This is a genomic window from Dyella sp. (genome assembly GCF_035486915.1).
Lineage (GTDB): Bacteria > Pseudomonadota > Gammaproteobacteria > Xanthomonadales > Rhodanobacteraceae > Dyella_B.
On record NZ_DATHMR010000073.1, the window covers coordinates 23,902 to 43,020 of the forward strand.

A 19,119-nucleotide genomic window follows, 5' to 3' on the forward strand; every position below is an offset into this window, starting at 1 on the left:
ATGCTGCCCGCTTTTATGAACGACGGAGCATCTCTGATGCGCGGATGGCGCCCCCTGGTCCTCACCCTTCTCTGCACGCTTGGCGCCTCGACGGTCGTCATCGCCAGTCCGCAAGATCATCCCGGCCCCAATGCCTCGAAAGCGGACGAGGCGCGCGTCAATGCGCTGCTCGCGTTCCAAAGCGATCTGGTCAGCGTGCTGGCGCCGAGCGCAGCCGCCGATCGATTGCTTGCCGCCGCGCTGCTGGCGCGGCCGTTGCCCAATCAGAACAAAATCAATTCCTTTCATGCGCTGATCGAGCGCGCTGCCCACGCAGATGACGCCGGCCCCGCCGAAAACTGGGTCCGCCTGGCCGATTGCGACGCCAGGGCCAAGGAGTGCCCGAACGCCGATGCCATCGCCCAGCTGGTCCAGCAGGCACCGGACAATGCGGCGGTCTGGTTGGTGAAGCTCAGTCAGGACGTCAACACCATGAAGTCGCAGGACGCACGCCAGGATCTGACGAATGCGGCCAACGCCAAGATTTATGACGACTATTCCGGCGTGGGCCTGAAAGCCCTCGCCGGGACCGTCAGCACCCTGCCCCCGCCGCCCGCCACCATGGACCCCAATTCCAATGCAGGCCCGAGCGGCGTTCAAATGCTGATTGCCTTCAGCAGTGCCTCCGGCATTCCGCAACCGGCACTCCATGACACGGCGACCTACTGCGAAAACAAGGCGCCCAAGGACCCCTCCGTCAAGGACGATTGCCTGAAGCTCGGCAAGATCCTGGAGTGGGGTTCCAGCCCGCTGGGTCGCTCGCTCGGCTTGCATTTGCGTGAAGTGCTCAGCCCTGACCCGGCCCAGCAGCAAGACGCCCAGAGTGCGCGACGCAACCTGGTCTGGCAGGTACAGAACTTCGCCGAACTCTCCGTCCGCGCCCGGAATGACAAAGCCCAATCCCAGCATCTGCTGGCCTTGGCTCGCACCGGCGGCACCCAGATGAGCCTGATACTGGCCGCGCTACACGACGACGGGATACCCACCGAAGCACCCGCCGACGCTCAGGCTTCCAAAACCAACTGAGCGCACAGGGGGAACAGGAACAGCGCCGACTTCGTTGCAGTGCGCTATGGTTGCCTGTTCCCTTGTTCCCCTCTCCCCCGCTACCCTTGAACCCAATTCACGACGCTAGGGGCAGGCGATGCTTACGGTGTTGGTAGCAAGCAGCAAGGGTGGTTGTGGCAAGAGCACGCTGGTAACTCAGCTGGCTTCGCATTGGGCGCAGGACGGAAAGCGCACCGCCATCATCGATAGCGACCCACAGGGTTCCAGTTTCCGCTGGGCCAGTCTGCGTCCGGAGAATGTGCCCGGTGTCTTGGCGATGGAAGGCGGACGAAAATCGCTCGACAAAGTGCCCGAGGACACCGATCGCCTATTGATCGACACCCCCGCCGGCTCGCATGAGCGCGAACTCGAGCCTTATCTGGAAAAGGCCGACATGCTGGTGGTGCCGGTGCTGCCATCGTCCTTCGACATGCACGCCACGCTCAATTTTCTCGGGCATTTGCGCAGCATCAGTCGTATCAAGCGTGGCAAATTGCCGGTCGCGCTCGTCGGCAATCGGCTCAAGCCATGGACCCATGCCAGTCAGGAAGCGATGGAACAGCTCGCCGAAGAGGCACCCTTCCCGGTCATCGCACAACTGCGCGACACCCAGGCGTATGTGTTACTCACGTCGCTGGGCAAAGGCATCTTCGATTACAACTCCGAACAGGTTCGCGGGCACCAACAGGACTGGGCACCTTTGTTACGCTGGATCAAGCGAAAGCACTAAGGAATTTTTATGCATGAATTGATCCTGCTACGGCATGCCGAAGCTCAACCCGCGTCCCCCGGCGCCGACGACAATGTGCGCCGACTGAGCGGCCGTGGCGAACAGGAGGCGCGCGCCGCAGGCGCATGGCTCAAGTCGCACGGCATTCGGCCCGACCGCGTGTTGTGCTCGCCGTCCGAACGCACCTGCGCCACGGCAACGCTTGCACTAGCGGCGCTGGAGCGTGCTCCGACGATGGAGGAAGCGACGGAGATTTACAACGCCACGCCAGGTGAGTTGCTGGCCCTGCTCGATCAACACGACGACGTAAATACCGTCATGTTGGTCGGCCACAATCCAGGCATCGAACGGCTGGTGGCGTTACTTGTGGAAGGTCGCTCCGACGAATTTCGTGGTATGCCGCCGGCGGGATTGGCCGTACTTCATCTGGATGGCCCGCTGGAGCCGGGAAGCGCACGGCTGGATGCGTTCTGGTCGCCGTGAGGCGGCTCTGGTTGCTGACGCTGCTTTTTCTTGCGGCCTCGGCAGCGGCCAGCGAAACGGATTACCGCATCGATCCGCTTGCCTCGCAGGCGACCTTCGAAGTGCGCGTGCTTTGGCTGGAGCACGTCGACGGTCATTTCACGCAGGTTGCGGGCGAGGTGGTGCCTGGCCCGAGTCCGGATAGCTGGGTGGTCGATGCCACGATTTCCGTGGACAGCGTCGCGATGCCGACCTCGCGCATGCGTCAGTGGGTCATGGCGCCTAACTTCTTCGACGCGGGTCATCATCCCCTGATCCACTTCGTCTCCAACCCGATTTCACAGGCCGATCTGGACCGAGGCGGTACGCTGACGGGTTCCCTCACCATGCGCGGCGTCACCGCGCCGATTCGCTTTGCAGTGGAGCCCGTGCACTGTGAAGAAATGTCGCCCAACCCCTGCAAGATCATGCTGCACGGTAACCTGCAGCGAAGTGCGTTCGGTATGACCGCCGATCGCCTCGCGCTATCGGATAGCGTCGACCTGAATTTGAGCATCACGCTGCAACGCGAAAGTCGTTGAGCCACGGTTATCATCGGCGCATGCGTCTGCGCTGCGGTCTATTCGTCATTGTGTTGCTGGTCGTGCTGCTGCAAGGCTGCACGTTGACGCGTGCGCGGATTCAACGGGCCGATACGATCGTTGCCGCCAACACGGATCGGCAGGTCACATGCGATCGTTCCGATCGCTGCGCGACGCCCTCTCCCTTGCTCGATGCCGCCAATCAGGCACTCGCCCATTCCACGCCGGACAAACCCGAACATGTCGTCACGCTGCTCGACGATAGCGAGGCCGCACTGGTCGCGCGCATCAACCTGATTCGTGCCGCGCGCGAATCGATCGACGTGCAAACGTATATCTGGGACGAAGACGACACCGGCCAGCTCATTCTCAACGAACTGATCGCCGCTGCCCGTCGCGGCGTCAACGTGCGCATCGTCGCGGATCAATTGTTTTCTTTCGAAGATCCCGCGGTGCTTGAAAAAGTGGCGCGCGCCAGCTCCCATCTTCAGATACGCATCTACAACCCGACCTTTCAGAACTCGCGCACGCCGCCACTGGAATTTGCCGCCGGCCTCGTCTGCTGCTTCATAAGGTTCAATCAACGCATGCACAACAAGCTGCTGTTGGTGGACGACGCCATCGGCATCACAGGCGGACGCAACTATCAGGATCGTTACTTCAATTGGGATAACGATTTCGACTATGTCGACCGCGATGTGATGGTGGGCGGTCCCGCAGCGAAGTCGATGGCCGCCAGCTTCGAGCTTTTCTGGAATCACAAACGTTCCGTGCCTTTGACGCATCTTCGCGACGTCAATCGCCTGATTCTTCACGATCCGAATCCGCCGCCGTGGCCGGCACCGCACTATGCCAATGCGTCACGCGTCGCCAGCGCACAGGCCGAAGCGGAGGATTCTGAATGGCTCACCGAGCATTTGATTCAACCAAGTCTGATCACAAGCAAGGTGGAATACTTCAGCGATCGTCCGGGCAAGACGGAAAATCCAGACAAGCGCGACGCACGCGAATTCACGATGCGCCTGATGCGTCTGGTCACCGATGCAAAACAGGAAGTCGTGCTGCAAACACCCTATCTTGTGATGAGTAGCCGTGCGCGTCGTATTTTCAAGAAGCTGCACAACGAAGCGCCATCGCCGAAGATCATCGTCTCCACCAATTCGCTGGCATCGACCGATGCTTTTGCGGTTTACGCGGTGTCGTACAAGCGTCGCCGAACCTACCTTACGAAGTACGGCTTCAACATCTATGAAATGAAGCCGCACGCGGAGATCGCGAACGACGCCTATGAGCAGGCGAACGTCTACGATGAGGAAGACGATGACGACGCGACAGCGGAACCTGCAACGCCCGGCTTAAAACACAAACGTGCACCAGGCACGGAACGACGGCCGGGCCTTTTCGGCACTAACGGCCGACGCAATCGTCCCGCGCCACTGAGAAGCCCCGGTCGCCGATTTGGTTTGCATGCCAAGTCGATCGTCGTCGATAACGACCTGGCGATGGTCGGCACACACAACTTCGATCCACGCTCCGATCATTACAACACCGAAGCGGGCGTGATCATCTACGATCAACGTTTCGCCAGTCAGCTGCGCGATTCCATCATGCAATCCACGCTGCCGGAGAATGCGTGGGTAATTGCGAAGCGCGAGCCCGTGATTCCCGTGCTTGGCAACATCAGCCTGGCGATCAGCGACGTATCAGCCAGGCTTCCGCTGTTCGATATCTGGCCGTTCCGCTACGCGAGCAGCTACGACATCAAACCGGGATGTACACCACTATTGCCCGCCGATCCGAATTTCGAGCACTGCTACGCGCCAGCCGGCGATTTCCCGGATGTCGACATTTCGCCCAAGCTGATCTACACGCGCTTCATCACCGCATTCGGTGCAGGCTGGCAAGGTGTTCTCTAACAGCCTGTTCAAAATCTATGGCGCGCGCAGAAGCAGCCAAAAAAGACAGTTCCTCGAGCCGTCATTCCAGTGAAAGCTGGAATGACGGCCATGAAGAAGTTGGTCTCTCACTGAGATTTTGAGCAGACTCCAAGGACTTACGGGCGTTCCAAAATGGCTGTGACACCCATGCCGCCAGCCGTGCAGATGGAAATCAATCCGCGACCCGAACCCTTCTGTTCCAGCAATTTGGCCAGCGTAGCGACGATGCGCGCGCCCGTGGCGGCGAAGGGATGTCCCACAGCAAGACTGGAACCATGCACATTGAGCTTGGCCGGATCGATCGAACTGAACGGCGCATCCAGACCCAACCGATTCTTGCAGTAATCCGCCGATTCCCATGCACGCAATGTACAAAGCACTTGCGCCGCAAAAGCTTCGTGGATTTCGTAGAAATCGAAATCCTGCAACGTCAGTCCATGGCGCGCGAGCATGCGTGGCACCGCAATGGTGGGCGCCATCAGCAAACCTTCGCCGTGTACGAAGTCGACGGCGGCCACTTCGGCATCGCGCAAATAAGCCTGAATTTTCAGACCGCGCTTGGCCGCCCACGCATCGCTTCCCAGCAGCACGGCCGCAGCGCCGTCCGACAAGCCGGTGGAGTTGCCTGCCGTGAGTGTGCCGTGCCCGGATGTCTTGTCGAACGCCGGCTTCAGCGTCGCGAGCTTTTCCATCGTGGTATCGGGACGCAGAAAACCGTCGCGCTTCAACGCGCGAAATGGGATGACCAGATCGTCGAAGAAACCCGCTTCATACGCCGCCGCGAGCTTGTGGTGACTTTCCAGTGCGACGCGATCCTGATCCACTCGGCCGATGTGCCACTCGCGCGCCATCTTTTCGCAGTGATCGCCCATCGACATCCCCGTGCGCGGCTCGGCCACACCGGGAAACGACGGCTTCAACTCGCTCAGTGAAAATCCGCGCACCGCGGTTTTCAATTTTTCCATCGGCGTCTTCGCGCGATTCATCGCCAGCAGGCGCTTGCGTAGACGCGGCGTGAAAACGATCGGCACATCGCTGGTGGTGTCCGAACCGCCAGCGATGCCCGCCTCGATCTGGCCGACGGCAATCTTGTTGGCGATGATGATCGTGTTATCCAGCGACGTACCGCAGGCACGCGCCGTGGTGATGCCGGGGGTCGTCGGCGCCAGACCGGAGCTCAGCAGGGCTTCGCGGGCCAGATTCCAGTCGGAGGAGTGCTTGATAACCGCCCCCATCGCCACTTCGCCCAGCTCCACGCCGTGCAGCCCGAAGCGCTCGACCAAGGCACCCAGCACCTTCACCGACATCCCGAAGTTGCCCACATCCGCATACGCAGTATTGTTGCGACAGAACGGGATGCGCACACCGCCGATAATGCCGACGCGCTGCTGCGTGTTTTCCATAGCCTGACTTATCCAGATACACCTGATCGGGCAAGGCTAACCCGCTCTGTGCCTGGGCGAAAGCCCGAATGCGCGAATGTTAGACTTGTAGCCCTTTGTCACACCGGATATCCCTGCGTGGAAGCTGGTCCTTTGCAAGCGCTGCCCGCCGTTCTGGCGCTGGAATTTTCCCCGGACGAACAACCCCGGCAACTGACGCTGGGTCGCGACGAGGCGGCCGAACTGGCCGAGCTGGTGGCCGAAGATCTGCACGCACTGGTTCCACAGGTGGCGCAGGCCCGGCTGGCCTTGGCCGGCTCGCTGTTCGATGCGGTGGAACTGCTGCGCCCCGGCTTTCCCGTCTGGGCCACGCTGGACGAATTGGCGCGACGCGTTCCGCGCGGTCAGCTCGAAAATGTCGTGGCGTTCGGCAACCACGATGGCCATATGCCAGCGCAGCCGCTGGAACCGGATCCACACTACGCCGGCGGCCCCATGCGTTTTTTGCCGCTGAGCCTGCTGGCGCCGGCAGAGCTGGCCGGCGAGCTTTCCGATCGGCTGGAAGTCGAACTCGTCGGCCGCGGCGAAGCCGGTGCGCGCACCGCCGACTGGTTGATGCGTCGCTTCGGTGTCCGGCTGGAACACGCGCGGTTTTTAAGCCGCAACGACCTACTCGCACTCACCTGCGTGCAATACGAACACGTCAATCTGGCACCGCTCTGGCAATTGCTGGAAGCCGCATTGCTCACGCCCTATCGCGAAGAAACCACACTCAGCGCGCGCGGGCTATCGCTGCGTTACGCGGATGGCAAAGTATGGGCTCAATCGCCTGCGCAATGGTTGGCGCATCAAAGCGGCGATGTTGCAGAGCGTCGTCACGCGTTTGCAGGCGCGATGTTCGAATTGCGCCAGTATGGTGCGCTGTTGCATGCGCATGGCATACCGCTGCAACTGGATAGCACGCCCGACAGCGTTGCCGAGCCTGGCAATGGTGCGCTGATCGACATCATCGACTCGCCCGATGCGGCCTACGGTGTACCGTCACTTTTCGCGCATGAGGCGCCCGGTTTGGGTGTCGTGGCCATCACCGTGGCCCAACGCGGCCCGGGTGGCCGCGCGCGGACGCTGGCTCACGCCTATCCGTTGCAGCCTGCTGCGCTGGGGCCTTTGCTGGCGATCCTAGCTGACCATTTCGGTTCAACCAGCGACCTGCACGCCCTGGGCCACATTCAGCTCGACGAAAATGGGCAGCTCAGCGCACCGTCCCTAGCCCTCCATTAGGTGGCAAGTGCCCCCGGTCCGGCGCATGATGTGGCGACGAGCACCCAGAAAAACACCCTGACCGGTGGCTCCGGGGAACCGACATGTCGAAGGTGACGCAGCCCATCGAAGGCAGCACGTCCGTCCTCCAAACGGAGATGGACTTGCTTGCGCATGTCGTGCAGAGCGTTCCGGCACTCATTACCTATATCGATACCGACGAGCGCTTCGTCTTTGCCAACGAAGCGCATCGGGTGTGGTTCGATATCGACCCAAAAAAAATCATGGGTCGTCTCGTCAGCGAAGCGATGGATCCGGAGAGTTACCTGCGCGCCCGCGCAGCGCTACTGCAAGCCCTTAGCGGTCAGGGGTCCAGCTACGAAGGCGAGCTTTTCAGCGGCCCCGGCCGCCGCTACGTACATGGCAGCTTTACGCCTGACTTCGACGATCAGGGCAACGTCTGCGGCGTCTTCACCGTCTTTACCGACGTCACCGAACGCCACGCGCTGGAAGAGCAACTGCGAGAGAGCGAACAACGCTTCTCGCTGGCGTTCCAGCATGCTGCGGTCGGCATGGCACTGGTTCTTCCCGACGGCCGCTATCAGCGCGTCAATGCCTCGTTGTGCGACATGCTCGGTTATACCGAAACCGAAATGCGCTCGATGGCGTGGCGCGACATCACGCATCCCGACGACTTGCCGGTCAGCGAAGCACTTGCCGCGCAAATCACCAATGGCAGGCGCGAAGCGTTTCAGACGGAGAAACGCTACATCCATCGTGACGGACATATCGTCAATGTGTTGCTCAGCGTGTCGCAGGTGCGCAGCGAATCGGGCCAGCTCAACTATCTGGTGAGCCAGGTCCAGGACATCTCCAAGCGCAAGCAATACGAAGACGCGTTGTTCCGCGAGCGGCAACTTGCGGAAGTCACGCTCAATTCCATCGGCGATGCAGTGATCACCACCGATATCGCGCTGAATGTCACCTCGCTCAACCCGATCGCCGAAGCGATGACAGGCTGGACCAGCACTGAAGCCAAAGGCTCACCGCTCGACGATGTTTTCCGCCTGCGCGACATCAACACGCGGCAACCGCTGGACAATCCGTTACGGCAAGCCATGCGGCGCAACGCCGTCGTTGATTTCAGCGGCAAGGCGATACTTTTGCATCGCAATGGTTTCGAAACGCCGATAGAAAACTCCGCCGCGCTGATTCACGATCATTCCGGCAATATCACCGGCGGCGTGCTGGTTTGTCATGACATCAGCGAAAACCGCACGCTGGCCTTGAAGCTGATTCAACTTGCCCAGCACGACACGCTCACCGGATTGCCCAATCGCAGCCTGCTCTACGCACGTATCGAGCAGGCGACGAACATGGCCATGCAACGCCATCGCCAATGCGCACTGCTATACATCGATCTGGATCACTTCCGCCGCATCAACGACACCCTCGGCCACGGTGTCGGCGATCAGGTTTTGCAGGCGGTCGCACATCAGATACGCAGCACGCTACGCGAAAGTGAAGACCTGGCTTTCCGTTACACCGGCGACGAATTCGTTGTACTGCTGCCGCGCGTGGACGATGCCGACGAAGCGGCCAGTTTTGCGCAAAAGCTTCTCGACGCTTGCGCGCAAACCACCGTGCCGCACCTGCCACCGCTCGACCTGCGGGCGAGCATCGGCATCAGCCTGTTCCCGCGCGACGCCATCGAACCGGATGCGCTGGTGCGCAACGCCGATTCCGCCATGTATGAAGTCAAGACGCAGGGTCGTCACGGCTACTGTTTCTATTCGCCGGAAATGAGCCAGCGCTCGGTGGCGAGTCAGCGCATCGAAAACGTCTTGCGCCACGCGCTTGCACACGGCGAACTGTCGCTGCAATACCAGCCCAAGGTCGACGCTGCGCTGGGCCATATCGTGGGCGCCGAAGCATTGCTGCGCTTGCAAGTAGAGGGCAAAGACGCCTTCTTGCCCGACCAGTTCATTCCGGTGGCCGAAGACACCGGCCTCATCGTTTCCATCGGCACCTGGGCCTTGCGCGAAGCCTGCGTGCAAGCGCGGCATTGGCAGCGCGAAGGGCGGCCCATTCCCATTTCCGTCAACGTATCGCCGCTGCAAATCCAATATGCAGGGTTCTACGAGCGCCTCGACAGCATTCTTTGCGAGACAGGGCTGGATCCCGCGCTGCTTGAACTGGAACTCACCGAACGCACAGTGATGAGCGGCGGCGACGGCACCATTCGCCTGCTTCGCCGCATCCGCCAGCGCGGCGTGCGTTTGTCGCTGGATGATTTCGGCACCGGCTACAGCAGTCTTTCCTATCTGAAACATTTCCCGGTCGACGCACTAAAGATCGATCGCGCATTTGTCCGCGATATCACGCAGGATCCGGAAACGGCCGCCATTACCAGCGCCATCATTGCGATGGCGCGCAGCCTCAACAAAGACGTGATTGCCGAAGGCGTCGAAACGGAACTTCAGAGCAGATTCCTGCGCGAAGCTGGTTGTTCGCAGATGCAGGGCTTCCTTTTCGGTGCCCCGATGAGTGCCGACGCGTTACATCAGCGCCTTGTCGAACAGGTCGCCTGACAACGCCATCGCGGTGTAGATCAAATGATCTGCTCATACATCAGGTAGTGGCATTGATCCATGCCAAGCTTCTGATACGTATCTTGCGCACGCTTGTTTTCCGTCTCGACGTACAGACGCAAACCCACGGCATCGGCGTCCGCCGCGCGCTGCGCTACTGCCGTATGCAGTGCGCGAAATACACCGCTACGCCGCGCCTCCTGCGCCACGTAAACGCTTTGAATCCACCAGAAGTCGCCGTTACGCCAGTCGCTCCACTCATACGTCACCAACAGACAGCCGGCGGGGCGCCCGTCGTGTTCGGCAATCATGTAGAAGCCTCTGCGCGAATCATCGAAGACGGCCGTAACGCCACGCGTCAGCAGGTGGATATCAAGACGCTTCTGTTCGGTTTCCCACGCCATCGCCGCATTCCACTCGGCAATAACGGCAATATCACGACGTTCGGCGTGACGGGTTGTCACTGTAGCCACGTTGCACACTCCAACTGCTGTTCACGATTTGCGTCGCGTACGCGACGCACCCAATTTCCGCGTTAACGTGTTGCGACCGACGCCCAGTGCCGCCGCCGCATGCTGACGATGATCGTTATGCGCAGCCAACGCGGCTTCCAGCAGTACGCGGTCCAGCGCCTCGCGCGCCCGCGTGTGAATATCCGCCTCGGCGTGCATCAAAGCGCGTTCGGCCCAATCGCGTAACGCATCCGTCCAGTCGCCACTCGGACCTTCGACGGATTTGCCCAGGTCGGCAGGCAAGATCTCAGTGCCCGACGCAATCACGGCAAGACGCCGGCAGAGATTTTCCAATTCACGCACGTTGCCGGGAAAATCACGCTGCGCCAACGCCTTCAGCGCAGATTTCGAAAAGCGCTTCGGCGGCAACTTGAGTTCTTGCGCAGCACTGGCGAGAAAGTGCTGCGCGAGCAACGCGATGTCGCTACGCCGCTGACGCAACGCTGGCAATTCAATGCGAACAACATCCAGGCGATGCTTCAGATCGGCGCGAAACAGTCCGGCCGCGACGCGTGCATCCAGATCCTGGTGCGTCGCCGCAACAATGCGCACGTTGCAGCGAATCAATTCACGACCGCCCACCCGGTAGAACTCGCCACCCGCGAGCACACGCAACAGCCGTGTCTGCAGAATCAATGGCATGTCGCCGATTTCGTCGAGAAAAAGCGTGCCGCCCTCGGCCTGTTCAAAGCGCCCCGCCACCCGCCGCGTCGCGCCCGTGAACGCGCCCGCTTCATGACCGAACAATTCGCTTTCCAACAACTCGCTCGGAATGGCCGCCGTGTTCAACGCCACGAACGGTTTGCCGCGGCGCGCACTTTCTTCGTGTAACGCGCGCGCTACCAACTCCTTGCCGGTGCCGGTTTCGCCGGTGACCAACACGTTCAGATCGCTGGCGGCGACGCGCCCTATCAATCGAAAAACCTCGCGCATCGGCGCGCTCTCGCCGAGCAACGCGTGCGACGGCGCAGCGGGCGCCTGCACCGGCGCATCGGCATGCGGTTTATCCGCCAGTGCACGTTGCACCGCTGCGATGGCCTGATCCAGATCGAACGGCTTCGCCAGATAATCGACCGCCCCGGCACGATACGCAGCGGCTGTTGTCGCCACATCGGTGTATGCACTCATCACGATCACCGGACCGATCTGTCGTGCATGCAGTTCGTCTACCAGCGCCAATCCGCCTTCGCCTGGCATGCGCACATCCGTGATCAACAGCGCCGGCGTCGCATCGCGCAAGGCTGCACGCACGCTTGCCGTGTCTTCGAATTCGCGCACCGTCAAACCGGCATCGCGCAATGCTTCGGCCAGCACGAAGCGCACGCCGCGATCGTCGTCGACGATCCAGATGTCCGATATGTCGGAACGATTAGCCATCGTTTTTTCCAGACGCGGCGCTGACGCGCGGCGGCAAGGGGAGATAAAGCGAGAACACGGTTTCGCCCGGGCGGCTGACGTAACGCAATTCGCCGCCGTGCTCGTGTGCAATTTCACGTGAGATAGCCAGACCCAAACCGGTGCCATCCGCGCGACCCGACACCAGCGGTTCGAACAACGTGTCGCGCAACGCTAGTGGCACGCCAGGGCCATCGTCGAGGACATCAAGCCGTAATGCACTGCGCAACATGCGGTCACCCACGCGCACGCCATGCTCGACACGGCTGCGCAACGTCAGCGTTCTGGCACCAGCCTCAATGGCGTTGCGCGCAAGATTGAGCATTACTTGCAAGAGACGGTCTGCATCGCCGTGTACATCCGGCAAACTTGGATCGTAGTCGTGCCGAAGATGGGGCGGCGAAGGTTCGGCCTGAATCAAATCGCCAAGGCGTTCAAGCAATTGATGCAAATTCACCGCACCCAGCTGCGGCGCGCCATCGTGATGCAACAAACGATTGGCCAGTGCCGCCAGGCGATCGGCTTCCGAAATCACCATGCCCGCCAAGGCCTGCATATCCGCATCGTCCAGGCGACGCTGCAGCAACTGCGCCGCGCCACGCAAACCGGCGAGCGGATTTTTCACCTCATGCGCAAACCCGCGCAGCGTGGCCGACAACGGCGAAACCGTCGGCGCAGACTCCGCCAACGCATGCACTTCCACCAGCACACTTTCGGCATCGAGCGGCTGCAACGACACATCGGCACGCAGTCCATCGCTTTGCATGCCCGACAACGCCACACCCCGACACTGCACCGTGCGTTGCTCCGCGAGGCAGCGCGCCGCCTGTTCCGCAACACGCGTATCCGGCAAAAGCCCGGCTAAAAACTGCCCCTGCGCATGCCGCAAACCCAGTCCAAGCAACTCCGCCAGCGCCGGATTGATCCACTGAACGCGCAACTGCCCATCGACCAGCGCCAGCCCAGTCGACATCTGCTCAGCCCATTGGAGGGATTGCTCTCTCATTGCACCATAGTGGGCAATGCGCCGGTTTGGTGCAATGCCAGTTGCACATCGAGCAAAACGCACCAAGTATTGTGTTGGACGGAACTCCAAAGTTTGTACCGATTGCACCAACTATGGAGTTCAACGGCTCCCATCTAGCCACCGCTCCCATCGCGCTGTTTTTGCGTATTTTTTTGCACTAAAGGCGTGAGCCGTGCCGGATATCCATCCCAGTCCGGGGCGAGATGCCGGTATTTGTTGCATATTGTACCTACTAGTATGTACAGTGTTAGGCATGGATGCGAGAGAACGTCTGATTGAGAGTGCCCAGCAATTGTTATGGGAGCGGGGCTATGTAGGTATGAGCCCCAAAGCTATTCAGGACAGAGCTTCCGCTGGGCAAGGCAGCATGTACCACCACTTTGAAAACAAAGCGGCGCTCGCTTCAACCGCGATTGCGCGGAGCGCTGAGCAACTGTACGAGGCGGCTCGGCAAGAATTCGCGCAACCTTGCTCCGCGCTAGATCGCATCGTTTCCTACCTCCATCGCGAGCGTGACGCACTGCGAGGCTGTCGCGTCGGAAGGCTGACTCAAGACCCGGAGATCATTGCGGACCCGCAACTTCGGCGACCTGTCCAGGAGATGTTCGCGAAGCTGACGCAGGAACTGGCCTCGCTCATTGTGGAAGGCCAAAGCGCCGGAGAATTTCGCACGGAGATGAATCCGGAAGATACCGCCTCGACCATTCTCGCCGTTCTCCAGGGTGCTTATGTTCTGGCGCGCGCCGCGAACTCTACTGAACCGTACGATCGCGCGATCGCGGGGGCGATCTCCCTTTTGAAGCAGCAAGGTGACGTCAAGCGCGCGCCGCGAAAGTGAGTTTTCACCACCACGTCCCCTTTTCTCTGCAGGACTGAACGGCCATGCCTTTGGCGGGCCTTTAGAGAATCTTTCGATCTTGAGCCATATGGGCGCCTTACGCGTGCTACGCATCACTTCTTACGGCCTCATCGCCATCTTGGTATTGACCATGAGCGCTGCGTGCAGCGCTGCCTCAAGTGCGAAGCCACCGATTCTTCTCAAGGTCGATCTGCGCGATGCACCGCGCAAACTCCTCCATACGACGGAGATCATTCCCGTTGCGCCTGGTCCGATGACGCTCGCCTATCCCCGATGGCTTCCGAGCGTTCACCTCGCTGGACCTATCGATCAGCAGGCTGGCTTATTTATTACCGCGCACGGGGTTGGGTCCGCCGCAGCCACGCCGATTCGCTGGGAACGCGACCCCGTGCAGCTTTACCTCTACCACATGGTGGTTCCGCAGGGTGCCAGTTCCATTGAAGTGAACTTCGACTTCATCACTGCGGCCGATGCAACATCCGGAGGAACAACCGACGCAAACATCGCGGCGCTCAATTGGAATACGGTTCTGCTGTATCCGTACCACGGACAATCCACGAAGGTGGCTTCGATTGAAATCACGCCGACCATCGTCATGCCAGCGGGTTGGCATTTCGCCTCGGCCCTTCAACCCAATGACGTATCGGCCCCGTCCGAGCTTTCAAATTCCGTCACCTTCCATACTGTCTCGCTTGAGCAGCTCATCGATTCGCCGGTCATTTCGGGGCGCTACTTTCGAGAAATCCTCTTAGCTCCGGAGATCACTCCGAAACACTATCTCGACATGGTGGCCGACACGCCGACATCGCTTCAGATCGATCAATCGCACATCGATCATCTCAGCGAACTGGTTCGTCAGGCCGGGATTCTTTTTCATAGTCGACACTACGATTCGTTCCACATGCTGGTCACGCTGTCTGATCAGATTGCGGGAGACGCTTTCGATCATCATCAGTCTCTGGACAATCGCAGACCGGCCGATTTCCTGACGAGCGAAAGGTCTCTCACGTTGTACGGGGATTTCATTTCGCACGACTTCGTCCATAGCTGGAATGGACAATATCGGCGCCCCATCAGCCTGATGACCGCCAACTATCAGATGCCCTTCATTGGCACGGATCTTTGGATCTACGAGGGGCTGACTGACTATCTTGCAGGAGTCCTCGCCGTTCGATCCGGCATCTGGACGCAGCAACAATTCCTCGATCAATGGAGTGAGAAGGCTGCCCACTTCGCCCATCGCCCTGGAAAAACCTGGCGCGATCTTCAAGACACGGCAACGATGGCACCGATCCTTTGGGCGGCCGACAGCTCCGCCTACGAAAGCTGGCGACTTGGCGGTTTCGATTTTTACGGTGAAGGCGCTTTGATTTGGCTGGAAGTCGACACCACGATTCGCAACGGAACCGGCGGCAAGAAATCGCTCGATGACTTTCTGGCCCTTTTTTACGGCAAGGGCACGGACACGGGACCCGACACGCTTCCTTTCACCGTCGAGAACCTCGTCAATGCGCTGAATGCGGTTTATCCGCACGACTGGGCGTCCTTTTTCAACGAACGTCTCCACGAGCTCACTCCAGAAGCTCCGTTGAAAGGCTTTACGCAAGGTGGCTATCGTTTGGTCTACCGAGACACACCGAATGCGTGGACCGCGCTTGCGGGCAAAAAGGATTTCGACTATTCGATCGCTATGAAGGTGCGGTCGGACGGTGTCATCACCGATGTGCTCATCGGCGGTATCGCAGATAAGGCAGGCTTTGCGTCGGGTATGAAACTTCTTTCAATCAATGGAAAGCCTTTTTCGATCGATCAGCTACAGCAAGCGATCCGCAACGCCAAAGGAGCGCCAGCCCCCATTGAGTGCGTTGTTGAGAATAACGGTGTTGCCACGACACTCACCCTTGCATATCACGGCGGAGAACAGTATCCGGCTTTGGAACGGGATGTCGGGACAAAGGATCGTCTCCTCCAAATAGCCACCCGTAGCTAGTGGCTCTCCTTCAATCGTCGCTCGTGTCGTAAATCCGTTACTGCTCCTTCTTGAACAGGTCCTGGAAGATCAGGGGTCCCCAGATCCCATCCCGCGCATGCACGAGCAGACCGCCTTCCGCGATCTTGCCGAGATTCACCGGCGCATAGCCGAGCTGCTCGACCAAGGCAACGACCGTTGCGGTCGCGCTTTCATCGTCGCTCGACAGGAATACAACCCGTCGTCCGCCGTTGACAGCCGGGTCTTCCGCGAGGACGCGGGCAGGCAGATGGTTAAACGCTTTGACCAATCGAGCGCCGGGCAGCGCCTGGGCTACGACCGAAGAGGAAGGAAGGCTGTCCAAATTGTCGAGCGTGTTCGTCACGTCGATCACGATCTTGCCCTTCCAGTTTGCCCGTACCTTCGCAACTTCTCGGTGCTGCCAGAACGGGACAGCCAGTAGCACGATGTCGGCTTCGAGCGCGTCGTTCAAGGTCATGGGAAAGATCGTCGGGCCGATCGCGTTTGCCTGCGGCGCAAGCGCTTCGGGCGGATGCCTGCTTGCGACAGCCACGTCAATGCCCTTGCGGGCGAACGCGCGAGCCAGCGCCTGACCGATCGCGCCGAAACCTACAATTGCGTAAGTCATGTTGTCATTCCGATTCGTGTTGAAGTGGATGGCCCGACGTTCACCCGCTCGGGCCTTCTCTGGTGCAAGAGCCGCCGCACGTGCTTTTCGGCGCGATATCAGATGGCCGAGAAGCCTCCGTCGACAGACAAGTCCACCCCATTCACGAAGCTCGAATCGTCGGAAGCAAGAAACAACGCGGCCGTCGCAATTTCCTCAGGACGCCCCATCTTTCCCCGCGGAATCAGAGATTCGAACATCTGCTTCGCCTCCTCGGTGAGAACCTGGTCCTGCATCGGTGTGGCGATCGGCCCCGGGCTCAGCACGTTCACCCGGATATTCCTGCCCTTCAGCTCGTTGAGCCACGTGCGTGCGAATGCGCGCAACGCCGCCTTGCTCGCCGCGTACACGCCGTAACCGGGAAAGCCTTTCACCGAAGCAACCGACCCGGTCATGAAGATCGATCCGCCATCGTTGAACAGCGGCAACGCCTTCTGCACCGCAAACAGCGTGCCGCGCGTATTGAGATCGAAGGTCGCATCGAAATGCTGCTCGGTAATCTCGCCCAGCGGCACGGCTTCGCCGATGCCGGCGCTCGCGTACAAGACGTCGATCTTGCCCTTTTCCCGCTTGACGGTATCGAACAGGCGGTCGAGGTCGTCGAGATTGGATGCGTCGCCGCGTACGCCAGTCACGTTTCGGCCAATCGACTTGACGGCTTCGTCGAGTACCTCCTGCCTCCGGCCCGTGATGAAAACGTAGGCGCCTTCTTCGACAAACCGCTTGGCGCTCGCCAGCGCCATGCCGCTCGAACCGCCCGTGATGACTGCAACTTTGCCTTCAAGCTTTCCCATGACTGCACACCTTTCGTCGCGTTGGACAGCGTCTCTGTTTCCATTGGGACAGGTGCGCTGTATCTTGTGGATCACCGATCCGTATATACGGACCACTGATCCAAATATATGGATCACTGATCCGTTTGTCAAGGCAAACCATGCGAGCCGACGCCAGAAAAAATTACAGTCATCTACTTGCCGTCGCGCGGGAGGTCGTCACCGAGCATGGTGTCGATGCGTCCATGCGAGACATTGCCCGCCGGGCCGACGTCGGCTTGGCCACGTTGCTTCGTCATTTCCCGACGCGAGAAGCCTTGTTCGAAGCGTTGCTGTGTACGAATCTGGATGCACTGACGCGGAAGGCGGGCGAACTCGAAACGTCAAAGCCGCCTGACGAAGCGCTCGTATCCTGGTTTCGCGAAGTGGTGGCATTCGTTCAAAGCTATCGCGGCGTTGTCGACTTGGTGGCGAGCGCCCACGACGACCCGGACTCCGCGCTTTACGCGTCATGCGCAACGGTGCACTCGGTGGGCGCGCAATTACTGCAACGTGCTCAGGCCGAGGGAACGGCGCGCGCCGATATGAATGGGGACGATCTGTTCGCCCTGATGTCGGCGCTGGGCTGGACGGCCGGCCAACCCGCATTCGCGCCGCGGGCCGATCATCTGTTTCACATTATCGCGAGCGCCATCCTGACAAACCCGTCGAGCGACGATGCCAAGAAGGCAGCGTGTTGAATCAGATCAGCGATCGAATAGATCAAGGGTAATGTCAGCTTGCGGAATGGCCCGCACGATCGGCGTTTGATGGGATAGCAAATACAGAAGAAGCAGAATTTTTTCAGGGCGTCTTGTCGAGTTGCGGTTTCGCCACTCGTCGTCGTCATGAATGGACCGGCTCCAAGGCACTCGCACCACTGCTCTCCTGACGACGCCCGAGTGGAGGTTTCCCATGGCAAAGCTAGTGTTCGTATTGTCACAATCCCTGGATGGCTATGTCGACCATCAGAAATTAGGGCCTCCCGGGCCATTGGTCTCTCGCCACTTCATCGAGCACGTGCGCGGCCTGACGGGTCTGGTGTACGGACGCCGTACATACGAAATCATGCGTTATTGGGATGAGGACCAGCCTAATTGGGACGCAGAGGATCACGACTTTGCGGCGCTGTGGCGAAGCCAACCGAAGTGGGTCGTGTCGCGCTCGCTGAAATCAGTCGGCCCCAACGCCATCCTTGTTGACGATGACATCGAGGCGGCAATACAGAGACTGAAGGCCGAGCACTCCGGGGAGATCGATGTCGCCGGCCCGGACCTGGCGCGAAGCCTGACCGACCTTGGTCTTATCGACGAGTATCGACTCTACCTCCGCCCCGTCGTGCTCGGTCACGGCAAGCCATTCTTCACGGGCCCGCGGCCGCCGCTGCGCTTGGTGGCCAGCGACGTAATCGGCGAGGACGTGATCAGGTTGATATACGCTCCTGCTTAATGGCGCAACGCGCCCGACGGATAACGCCGACGCATCGGGTAGGCACGTCCTGCAAAGTCTCCATCGACAGCTTCCGGACGGAAGTTACCGCCCGGAACCCCTGGAAAAACCCGCCGAAATTTACTGCCCGATATCGCGCAGCCTACGGCCGCTCATCAGGTTGCGTTCGATATGTTCAAGCGTCACACCCTTTGTCTCTGGCACCAGCCAGAATGTGAACCCGATAAAAACCAGGTTGAGCGCCGCGTACAGCCAGAATGTCTCGGTGTGACCGACGCTGTTAAGCAAAGTAAGAAAGGTGGCGCCCACGATCATGTTGGCGATCCAGTTCGTAAACGTGGAGCAGCCGATACCGAAGTCGCGGCCTTTCAGCGGCTGC

At 60.0% G+C, this 19,119-nt stretch carries 18 protein-coding genes; 11 read left to right on the plus strand and 7 right to left on the minus strand.

Annotation, left to right across the window (positions count from 1 at the left end; all coding sequences use genetic code 11):
- Window positions 1-36: 36 nt before the first annotated feature.
- The 5 genes from VK725_RS05960 to VK725_RS05980 all read left to right on the plus strand — a co-directional run bounded on the left by VK725_RS05960 (window position 37) and on the right by VK725_RS05980 (window position 4,775).
- Complete coding sequence (locus VK725_RS05960; protein ID WP_325317140.1) at window positions 37-1,065, plus strand: hypothetical protein; 1,029 nt, start codon at window positions 37-39, stop codon at window positions 1,063-1,065.
- Window positions 1,066-1,183: 118 nt separating this feature from the next.
- Entirely contained in the window at window positions 1,184-1,816 is a 633-nt protein-coding gene (locus tag VK725_RS05965) for an AAA family ATPase (RefSeq protein WP_325317141.1), read from the plus strand.
- Between the two features lie 9 nt (window positions 1,817-1,825).
- The gene (locus VK725_RS05970) at window positions 1,826-2,299 is read left to right on the plus strand and encodes a SixA phosphatase family protein (RefSeq protein ID WP_325317142.1); all 474 of its coding nucleotides are present in this window, start codon (window positions 1,826-1,828) and stop codon (window positions 2,297-2,299) included.
- 11 nt (window positions 2,300-2,310) lie between these two features.
- The gene (locus VK725_RS05975) at window positions 2,311-2,859 is read left to right on the plus strand and encodes a YceI family protein (protein WP_325317143.1); all 549 of its coding nucleotides are present in this window, start codon (window positions 2,311-2,313) and stop codon (window positions 2,857-2,859) included.
- 20 nt (window positions 2,860-2,879) lie between these two features.
- Window positions 2,880-4,775: a phospholipase D family protein gene (locus VK725_RS05980; protein WP_325317144.1), complete on the plus strand. Its 1,896-nt coding sequence runs from the start codon at window positions 2,880-2,882 to the stop codon at window positions 4,773-4,775.
- Between the two features lie 137 nt (window positions 4,776-4,912).
- Here VK725_RS05980 and VK725_RS05985 read toward each other — a convergent pair whose 3' ends face one another.
- Entirely contained in the window at window positions 4,913-6,199 is a 1,287-nt protein-coding gene (locus VK725_RS05985) for an acetyl-CoA C-acetyltransferase (protein ID WP_325317145.1), read from the minus strand.
- A 117-nt stretch (window positions 6,200-6,316) separates the two neighbouring features.
- On the opposite strand from VK725_RS05985, the gene VK725_RS05990 reads away from it, so the two are divergent.
- Entirely contained in the window at window positions 6,317-7,459 is a 1,143-nt protein-coding gene (locus VK725_RS05990) for a hypothetical protein (RefSeq protein WP_325317146.1), read from the plus strand.
- 83 nt (window positions 7,460-7,542) lie between these two features.
- Window positions 7,543-10,029, plus strand: coding sequence for a sensor domain-containing protein (locus tag VK725_RS05995; RefSeq protein ID WP_325317147.1), 2,487 nt, complete (start codon window positions 7,543-7,545; stop codon window positions 10,027-10,029).
- A 20-nt stretch (window positions 10,030-10,049) separates the two neighbouring features.
- Here the strand turns inward: VK725_RS05995 and VK725_RS06000 are convergent, their stop codons facing one another.
- The 3 genes from VK725_RS06000 to VK725_RS06010 are packed head-to-tail and all read right to left on the minus strand — an operon-like array spanning window position 10,050 to window position 12,909.
- Window positions 10,050-10,502, minus strand: coding sequence for a GNAT family N-acetyltransferase (locus tag VK725_RS06000; protein WP_325317148.1), 453 nt, complete (start codon window positions 10,500-10,502; stop codon window positions 10,050-10,052).
- Window positions 10,503-10,523: 21 nt separating this feature from the next.
- Window positions 10,524-11,918: a nitrogen regulation protein NR(I) gene (gene ntrC, locus VK725_RS06005; RefSeq protein ID WP_325317149.1), complete on the minus strand. Its 1,395-nt coding sequence runs from the start codon at window positions 11,916-11,918 to the stop codon at window positions 10,524-10,526.
- A complete protein-coding gene (locus tag VK725_RS06010) occupies window positions 11,911-12,909 on the minus strand; it encodes a two-component system sensor histidine kinase NtrB (RefSeq protein ID WP_414648454.1) in 999 nt (332 codons plus the stop codon). Before VK725_RS06010 ends, ntrC begins: the two co-directional genes overlap by 8 nt.
- 307 nt (window positions 12,910-13,216) lie before the next feature.
- Here VK725_RS06010 and VK725_RS06015 point away from each other — a divergent pair, with 307 nt between their 5' ends.
- Window positions 13,217-13,801 carry a TetR/AcrR family transcriptional regulator gene (locus VK725_RS06015; RefSeq protein ID WP_325317151.1) on the plus strand — a complete coding sequence of 195 codons (585 nt, stop codon included), beginning with the start codon at window positions 13,217-13,219 and terminating at the stop codon, window positions 13,799-13,801.
- A gap of 151 nt (window positions 13,802-13,952) precedes the next feature.
- Entirely contained in the window at window positions 13,953-15,812 is a 1,860-nt protein-coding gene (locus VK725_RS06020) for a PDZ domain-containing protein (protein ID WP_325317157.1), read from the plus strand.
- Window positions 15,813-15,849: 37 nt separating this feature from the next.
- On the opposite strand, the gene VK725_RS06025 is transcribed toward VK725_RS06020, so the two are convergent.
- Entirely contained in the window at window positions 15,850-16,542 is a 693-nt protein-coding gene (locus VK725_RS06025) for an NADPH-dependent F420 reductase (RefSeq protein WP_325317158.1), read from the minus strand.
- A complete protein-coding gene (locus VK725_RS06030; RefSeq protein WP_325317152.1) occupies window positions 16,539-17,273 on the minus strand; it encodes an SDR family NAD(P)-dependent oxidoreductase in 735 nt (244 codons plus the stop codon). Before VK725_RS06030 ends, VK725_RS06025 begins: the two co-directional genes overlap by 4 nt.
- A gap of 140 nt (window positions 17,274-17,413) precedes the next feature.
- Between VK725_RS06030 and VK725_RS06035 the strand changes: the two genes are divergently transcribed.
- Window positions 17,414-17,992 (plus strand): helix-turn-helix domain-containing protein, encoded by a 579-nt coding sequence (locus VK725_RS06035; protein ID WP_325317153.1) that lies wholly within the window; start codon window positions 17,414-17,416, stop codon window positions 17,990-17,992.
- 214 nt (window positions 17,993-18,206) lie between these two features.
- Entirely contained in the window at window positions 18,207-18,740 is a 534-nt protein-coding gene (locus VK725_RS06040) for a dihydrofolate reductase family protein (protein ID WP_325317154.1), read from the plus strand.
- A gap of 120 nt (window positions 18,741-18,860) precedes the next feature.
- Here the strand turns inward: VK725_RS06040 and VK725_RS06045 are convergent.
- Window positions 18,861-19,119, minus strand: a 259-nt coding sequence (locus VK725_RS06045; RefSeq protein WP_325317155.1) for an MFS transporter, incomplete at its 5' end; no start/stop codon positions are given.